We start from the raw sequence: 7,045 nt of genomic DNA, 5'->3' as shown, positions 1-7,045 counted from the left end.
CTGGCAAAAGCATACGAAACCCTGCAATTCAAAGCCAACAAAACCGCAGCTTCAGCACACAAAATCAATGCAGTAGAAGTTGTTCAGGCCGGACTAAGGAAGTTCTCGGCGGTCGGCGTCCAGACTTTTCGCGGATCAGCCCCGGCCATGTCCTCGATGGCGGCAAAGAAGCCGTCGCGGATGCCCGGATAGGGCAGGGTGCGGGCGATCCCCGCCGTGATCGTTGCATTGCGGTGCTTCTTGCCCTTCTCGATGAAGGTGCGGAATGCGAGCAGCCGTTCGTCGTCGTCCAGCCAGCCGCTGCCGGTGCGCTCGGGGTCGGCAAGGCGGGGGTCGCCATCCAGCCCGTCCGTGACGCTCGGGCAGTTCCGGGCGGTCTCGGGGCGGATACCGAACACGCGGTCATTGCCGCTCTCGCCGGACAATCCGAAGGCCAGCAGGTCCAGCACCAGTTCCGGCTTCGCCAGCAGCGCGGCTTGCACCGCATGGAGCCGAACGGCTCGCATGTCCTCGACCAGAGCGCCGGAATAAGGTGATTTCGGCTTGCTGTCCTTGGCGCTGCTGCCGATGGTGTGCCGGTTCTCCTGCATGACCCCGGCTTCAACGGCTGCGGCAGTATCCTCGGGCCTGACCAGCCCTTGATGCAGCCGCAGTTCGCCCTCGTTGCTCACATAGGCAATGATCCCGGCATGGGCTTTCTGCTCGTCGGTGAAACCGCCATCGAGGATCGCCTGCAGGGCGTCCAGTTCAGCCTGTCCGTCCTCGTCCAGAACGTCGGCCTCGGCCAGTTCTGCCAGTTCGTCGAACCGTTCGGCCTGTTCCTCCGTCAACTCGCCCTCGACCGGATAGACGCGCCCCAGTGCGGCAGTGGTCTGGTAGTCGATCCACGACGCATCGACCGTCTCGACCCATTTCCAGCCTTCGGCGGCGGTTGCGGCCTCGGCCGTCAGCTTCTCCGCAAAGAGGCGGGCCAGCAGTTCGCCGTCCTGCAACAGCGCCGTGTCGGCAAAGAGGTCAGCTGTCATGCGTCCGCCTGCGGCGCGGTAGGCATCGATCCCGACGAAGCGGGCGCGGCGGTCTCCTGCGGCATTGATCGCCTCGGGCTGCAAAAGCTGCTTGAGACGATGCTCGCTCATTTCGCGCCCTCTGGCCTGTTCCAGCACCGACAGGGCAAGGGCTTCGTCGTCCGCGACGGTGAACGCCTTGGCGACGCCCAGAGTGATTTCGCCTGCTTTCAGCGCGTCCAGCACCGGGGCGGGCAGGGCGGCAAGGGCGAGGCGGCGATAGACATGGGCCTCGGTCGCGCCGAAGGTGCGGGCGATGGTCGGTACATCGGCGCCGCCGTCGCGCATCCGGCCATAGGCGCGGATTTCGTCGGCGGGGTGCAGGTCCTCGCGGGCAGTGTTCTCGACGGCAGCCCATGCGCGAGCGGTGGCCTCGTCAGGAGCCAGCCGGACCGGCACAAAGGCGAGTTCGGGCCGATGCGCGACAAGTTCGGGGTCGCGTTCGAGCGCCAGTTTGATCGCGCGCCAGCGGCGACCTCCGGCGACGATACCGACCTTGCCTTGCGGGTCGCGCAATCCAGCGAGCGACTGGATCAGGCCGATCATGGCGATGCTGTCAGCCAGGAGTGCGATGCCCTCGGGGTCGGCCTCCTGCCGGGGGTTCATGTCGGAAAGGTAAAGGTCGGACAGCGGCAGGGCCTCGATGCCGGGGGCCTCGATGGCGCGGGCGTCACGTGCGAAAGCGGTTACATTGGACATGGGTGATTTCCTTGATTGCGACGGTAGTTGTGGGTTATCGGTGCCCTGTCCCCTTTGGGGGCAGGGCGAGGGGCCTCAAACGGTCCCGTGCTGAAGCAGGAAGGCGCGGCCGATCTTGGCGGAGAGTCCGCCCTTCCTGATGAGCGCCCATGCCTCGCGGCGGCGCTGATGGAGCCAGTGTTCCGGTATTTTCCTCACCTCCTTTCCGGTTGATTGCCGGGATGTCGGCCCGCGACGGAGCAAGCGCGGGCCGATCTCGCGCCCGTCCGTCAGTATTCGGACGGGAAAAGGATGGTCAGGATGCGGTGGGTCTTGGCGGGGTCGGTCGGCTCGGGGGAGCCGTATTCGAGCGCCCGGTCGTAGAGGTCGATCTTCCAGTAGAGCCGCTCATCCTTGACGGTGACGACGCCAAAGCCGTGATCGCCCCAAGGGTCATTGTCCTCGGTGAAGGCGGTATCCTTGGCAACGGCCAGATAAGCAGCCGTCTCGAAGTCGCGGCCACGGGCGCGGATGCCTGCGGTAACGACGACAGTGCCGGGCAGGGAGCATCCGGTGGGCAACACCAGCCCTGTGCGGAACTGGTCGTTCTGCTCGCGGATGGTCAGGGTTTCGCGGGTGGGGAAGTCGCGCGCCTCGCCCGTCTCACCGCAGCCCTTGCACATGGAGGGAACAACGGGGGCGGTCTGCTCGACTCCGCAAGCAGCACAGACATAGGTCAAAAGGTCGGTGGCCTCGGCCATGTTCATCACTCCTTTGCGACGGTCCCGCTTTGGTCTTTGCCTCGGTCGGGGTGCCCATGATGGGCGGGGTTGCAGGCGAGGACCGCGAAGCGGCGCCTCTCCTGAAACCCTGCCTCCCGGCGAGGGCAGGAGGGGGTCCCGCGCAAGGTTGCGCGTAGGGGGCGAGGGGAGGGGGATCACCCGGCCTGCACGGAGCGATAAGCGCAGGAAGGCCGGGGAAACCCCTCGCCCCCGTCAAGCGCGCGGCCTTGCGTGGGGGAACCGGCGGTTCCCAGAGACGGACGCGCGCCCTTCGCGCGCGGACCATCAAACCGGGGGCGTTCGGCTCGTCCGAATCCCCCCGGATGGCGCGAGCCCCGCATCAGCGGGGATCTCCGATCCTTCTTTCTTCTCTCCGAAGCGTTGCGTCAGGGGCCCAGGCGGGCAGTTACCCACAGCGGCTCACTCGCCTGCGCTCCTTGATGGCGCGTCCGGCTCGCCGCTGCCGGGCCGAGTGCGGCCCTTGGATAACTGCCCGTGTTCCGCGTCAGGGATCGCACCCCGAAGGGCCGAGACAGGCGCACGCGCCTGGCTCGGGTGGAGGCCGCTCGACGGCCGGAACGAGAGCCCGGCCCGGAGGGGACGCCCATACCGGAAATCAACCGTTTGGAAGCATCCCCGTGTCCGTTCCTGCATGCTCCGAGGAGAGCGACGTGAAACGCCTCCGCGACTTGCTGAAAGGAGGCTTTCTCCGGCAGACTGTATAGGCTACCCTCCTTTCCTATGTCGCACACCACCACCAACAAGGACCAGCTTCTGGCGCGCGTTCGTCGCATTGCCGGCCAGGTTGCCGCCATTGAGAAAGCCATTGCCGGTGAGGAGGGCTGTGCGACCGTTCTCCACCAGGTGGCCGGTGTTCGCGGAGCCGTCTTCGGCCTCATGGACGAGTTGATCGAGGACCACCTGCGCGAGCACGTGGCCCGTCCTGGCCTTCCTGACGCCGATCGCGCCCGGGCCGCCGACGAGTTGGCCGCCATCATCCGCCGCTACGGGAAGTGAGGTTCCTGCCATGTCCGCGCACGCCGACATCAATGCCCTGACGCACGAGCACGTGTTCCTGGGCCGCTCGCACGACGAGAACGCCCGCCGGACACTTGCGGTCGTTTTGCTCACGGCTGCCATGATGCTGGGCGAGATCGTCGCGGGCTGGCTCACTGGCTCCATGGCGCTTCTGGCGGACGGCTTCCACATGGCCACGCATGCGGGCGCCCTGGGCGTGGCGGCAGCGGCCTATGCCTACGCCAAGCGCCACGCCCGCAACCCGCGCTTCACCTTCGGCACCGGCAAGGTGGGGGATCTCGCGGGCTTCTCCTCGGCGCTCCTCTTGGGCGTGGTGGCCCTCGGCATCGCCGTGGAGTCGGTCTTGCGGATGCTGGAGCCCAGGCCCGTGATCTTTGGCACGGCCATCCTGGTCGCGGTCGTCGGCCTGGCGGTGAACCTCCTGAGCGCGCTCCTGCTCGGCCATGGCCATCATCACCACGAGCACGGTCATCACCATGATCATGGTGATGACCACCATCACGACCACGGACACGACCACCACGAGCACGGGCCTCTGGGACAGGAGGGAGACAACAACCTGCGCGCGGCCTATCTCCACGTCCTGGCCGACGCCCTGACCTCGGTGCTCGCCATCGTCGCCCTGCTCGCAGGCCGCACCCTGAACTGGCTCTGGCTCGATCCGGCCGTTGGCATCCTGGGCGCGATCGTGATCGCACGCTGGTCCTGGTTGTTGATGCGCGACTCCGCCCTGGTGCTGCTCGACGCAACCGATCCCGCTTTGGAGGCGGAGGTGCGCGAGCAGGTCGAAAGCGCCGAGGATGCGCGCATCACCGACCTGCATCTGTGGCGCGTGGGACCCGAAGCCTACGCCGCCATCGTCAGCGTCACCGGCCCCATAGACGCCGAGACCATCCGCGCGCGGCTCCGGCCTGTCCACGAACTGGCCCATGTCACCGTCGAGGTGCGGCAACCAGAGATCGCATACGAACGGACAGTGCTCTGACCCCCGGTTGGGAGTGTCAGTCATGCTCGGGATTATGGGACTCCCACTTCCTCTCGCCTTGGATGTACCGCGCGAGTGCTGGATCAGGGATCGAGCACCAAGCTGGAACGAGTCCTCGCCATCGGCGTTCCTGTGCCATGGGACGACCGGTCACCAGGACAAGAGTTGCGTCGGTCTGGCAGAAGCTTGCGAGTGCAATCGCAATTCTGGCGGTCGCGATGTTCGTGGCGCATGGTGTGGCTGCCAAAGGCGCACGTTCCCACGCCCATGATCATTCCGTTGCTCACGCCGAAACATCACTCGTTACAGGTCATACTGCTGCCGAGCCTGGCGAGAACCATGAGCATTCGTCGGCGGTCGGCCACAAGCATGGCACTGCCAAGGATGGAACTGCTCCCTGCTGCGGAGAGGCGTGTCTGCTGGCGCTGATGCCGGACGTGGATACGCATCTGAACGAGCCTTGGGGCGTACGGTCGAAATCCCTGTTGGTTGTCTCCTCATTGGCGGGGTACGACCCTGAAGGGCTGCGTCGTCCTCCACGGCTCCCCTATCGGATCTGATCGCGTTCCATCGGAAGTGAAGCGCCAAGCCTGATTGAAGAGGTGGGCGCCCACTCCTAAGCCTCAGACAGGCGGATTGCGGTCAATGAACGCGAGGTTTTCACCTTGCGTCCTCGATGGCGGTGAGACTGGCGCCGCGCTCGCCGCTTCCTGTTTCCGGCGCTTTCGCAACGGAGAAGCCACATGCACCAGATGTCCACTGAAATGCAGAACTGCATCGACGAATGCCAGCGCTGCCATAGCGTTTGCCTCAGCATGGCCATGAACCATTGCCTTGAGGCAGGCGGCCGGCATGTCGAGCCGAGCCACTTCCGGCTCATGATCGCCTGCGCCGAGATCTGCCAGACCTCGGCAAACTTCATGCTGATCGGCACCAGTCATCACAAGCATCTCTGCCGTGAGTGTGCCGAGATCTGTGAGGAATGCGCCCGGAGCTGCGAGCAGGTCGGCGACATGCAGGAATGCGTCGATGCCTGCCGCCGGTGCGCCGAAAGCTGCCGGAAAATGGCCGCCTGACCGCTACAGACACCAGTTACATCAAAGGAGAACCTTCATGCGTAAGTTCAAGTCAGCCGCCATCTTCGTTGCCCTTCTCGCCGCACCCGCGGCTCTCGCTCAGGAGAGCGGGACCGGGGGGCAGGCGGGCCACATGGCGGGACAGGGAGGCTCCATGACGGACCTGTCGATCCTGCCGCAGGGCTGCCAGGACGCGATCCAGCAGTCCGGAATGCCGGGAATGATGCAGGGCATGGACATGTCCGGTATGATGGGAGGCATGGAAGGCATGGATGAAGCCCAGCAAGCCTCCATGCAGGCCATGATGAAGATGAACGTTCCCATGATGGCTACCCATACGATCAAGGACCCCGATCTCGCCTTCCACTGCGGAATGATCGCGCATCATGCGGGTGCCATCGCGATGGCCGAAGTCGAGCTGAAGTATGGCGATGATGAGGAGTCGAAAGCGATGGCTCAGAAAATCATCGACGCCCAAGGCCCGGAAATCGAGGAGATGACCGCCTGGGTCGAGAAGAACGCGGGTCAGCAGTAAGCAGCCCGGCCGCCGGAGCGTGAGGCTCCGGTGGTCTCAACGACCGCAAGGATGCATGGTGCACAGTCTGCAGGAGGCGAACCTGCAGACCTCCGTCAGCAGCATTCTCATCATCGTCTCGGCCCTGGTGATCCGCTTCACGGGCTTCCTCGCCATCGACCGCCTGCTCGCGATGGCCTTCGGGTTGGTGCTGCTCTGGGCATCATGGAGCATCCTGCGCGAGGCCCTGCACATCCTGCTGCAAGGCACGCCGGATGACCTTGACCTGGAATCCGCCATCGACGCCATTCGAGGACTGGAAGGCGTCACGGATGTGCATCACGTCCAACTTGGACCTGTCCCGGCTCTGTTCTGGTCTTCTGAGAGCGATGCTCAACAAGAAGGAGACCAAATATGGCAGCGACACGCGGCGACGAGTTCAAGCGGGATGCGGTGCGCATCGCGCTCACCAGCGGCCTGACCCGGCGTCAGGTTGCGTCTGATCTGAGGATCGGGCTTTCGAAGTTCCGCAAATGGGTCCGGACGCTTTCCAAAGAAGCCGATGTCCCCGAGCAAGACGCCGATCCGGCTCGCGCGATAACGAGCGCTTGCGCAAAGAGAACCAGATTCTGCGGGACTTGAGCCGGATCAGGAAACAGTCCCCCCGGACTGTTTTCTGACCCTCCTCACTGCGCCAGAACGGCATCCAGGTCGTCCGCAGCGAGCGGCGTTCAAGCGCACGACCGACAGCGATCACGCCTTCAATGTCGCGCCCAACCTGCTGCAGCGGAACCTCACCGCGGGTGGGCCGAGGTCGTGTCTCGGAAGTGGTGGAAATTGGAAGGCGGCGTAATCTCCGGGTGAAGTCTCACCCACCCAACCGGCGGCGGCAACCGCCAGGGAGATCA

General features: G+C 64.9%; 7 protein-coding genes and 1 pseudogene. 6 read left to right on the top strand and 2 right to left on the bottom strand.

All coding sequences use genetic code 11. The annotated features are described in order from the left end of the window. Positions 1-83: 83 nt before the first annotated feature. On the bottom strand, positions 84-1,763 hold the full coding sequence (locus DPQ23_RS14835; protein ID WP_112875546.1) for a ParB/RepB/Spo0J family partition protein: 1,680 nt from the start codon (positions 1,761-1,763) through the stop codon (positions 84-86). A gap of 269 nt (positions 1,764-2,032) precedes the next feature. Next, positions 2,033-2,503 (bottom strand): DUF3768 domain-containing protein, encoded by a 471-nt coding sequence (locus tag DPQ23_RS14830; protein WP_162630789.1) that lies wholly within the window; start codon positions 2,501-2,503, stop codon positions 2,033-2,035. 762 nt (positions 2,504-3,265) lie between these two features. On the opposite strand from DPQ23_RS14830, the gene DPQ23_RS14825 reads away from it, so the two are divergent. The 6 genes and pseudogenes from DPQ23_RS14825 to DPQ23_RS14800 form a co-directional block, all read left to right on the top strand. Then, positions 3,266-3,541 carry a metal/formaldehyde-sensitive transcriptional repressor gene (locus DPQ23_RS14825; protein ID WP_112875544.1) on the top strand — a complete coding sequence of 92 codons (276 nt, stop codon included), beginning with the start codon at positions 3,266-3,268 and terminating at the stop codon, positions 3,539-3,541. 10 nt (positions 3,542-3,551) lie between these two features. Beyond that, positions 3,552-4,547, top strand: coding sequence for a CDF family Co(II)/Ni(II) efflux transporter DmeF (dmeF, locus tag DPQ23_RS14820; RefSeq protein WP_112875543.1), 996 nt, complete (start codon positions 3,552-3,554; stop codon positions 4,545-4,547). A 743-nt stretch (positions 4,548-5,290) separates the two neighbouring features. Next, on the top strand, positions 5,291-5,623 hold the full coding sequence (locus DPQ23_RS14815) for a four-helix bundle copper-binding protein (RefSeq protein WP_112875542.1): 333 nt from the start codon (positions 5,291-5,293) through the stop codon (positions 5,621-5,623). 37 nt (positions 5,624-5,660) lie between these two features. Further along, positions 5,661-6,158 carry a CopM family metallochaperone gene (gene copM / locus DPQ23_RS16095; protein ID WP_205961482.1) on the top strand — a complete coding sequence of 166 codons (498 nt, stop codon included), beginning with the start codon at positions 5,661-5,663 and terminating at the stop codon, positions 6,156-6,158. Between the two features lie 55 nt (positions 6,159-6,213). Continuing rightward, positions 6,214-6,618, top strand: a complete 405-nt coding sequence (locus tag DPQ23_RS16000) for a cation diffusion facilitator family transporter (protein WP_240602835.1) — start codon at positions 6,214-6,216, stop codon at positions 6,616-6,618. After that, a pseudogene (locus DPQ23_RS14800) lies at positions 6,552-6,796 on the top strand (transposase); the annotation flags it as partial. The gene DPQ23_RS16000 and the pseudogene DPQ23_RS14800, both read left to right, overlap by 67 nt. Positions 6,797-7,045 lie beyond the last annotated feature (249 nt).

Source organism: Paracoccus endophyticus (assembly GCF_003286075.1).
In the GTDB taxonomy this organism is placed as follows: domain Bacteria; phylum Pseudomonadota; class Alphaproteobacteria; order Rhodobacterales; family Rhodobacteraceae; genus Paracoccus; species Paracoccus endophyticus.
Note: the sequence above shows the minus strand (reverse complement) of the source record. Positions and strands in the feature narration are given on the sequence as shown.